Genomic DNA, 314 nt, shown 5'->3' on the forward strand with positions numbered 1-314 from the left:
GTCGACCATATGTCGTCGACACCCCTACCACCTCCGGAGTGTCTACGCGAGGTGAACGTGGGTGGCGCGGCATTTCCCCCGGATCTGGTGCATCAATTCACGACACGGCACCCTGCTGTTCGGGTCATCAACTGCTACGGCCCGGCAGAAACCACCGTTTACATCTCAGTGTACGACGCTGCGCATGGGGTGGGGGCTTCGGTTCCGATCGGCACCCCGGTGGGGAATATGCGGGTGTTCGTGTTGGATGGCCGGTTGCGGCCGGTGCCGGTGGGGGTGGCGGGGGAGTTGTATGTGGCCGGTGCACAGCTGGG

At 64.0% G+C, this 314-nt stretch carries 1 protein-coding gene; it reads left to right on the forward strand.

Annotated features, from left to right (window positions below):
* Positions 1-314 (forward strand): AMP-binding protein (locus tag ACX4ZE_RS23285; RefSeq protein WP_480275608.1); only part of this gene is annotated, 314 nt, incomplete at both ends.

It is taken from the genome of Nocardia sp. TBRC8007 (genome assembly GCF_056629435.1).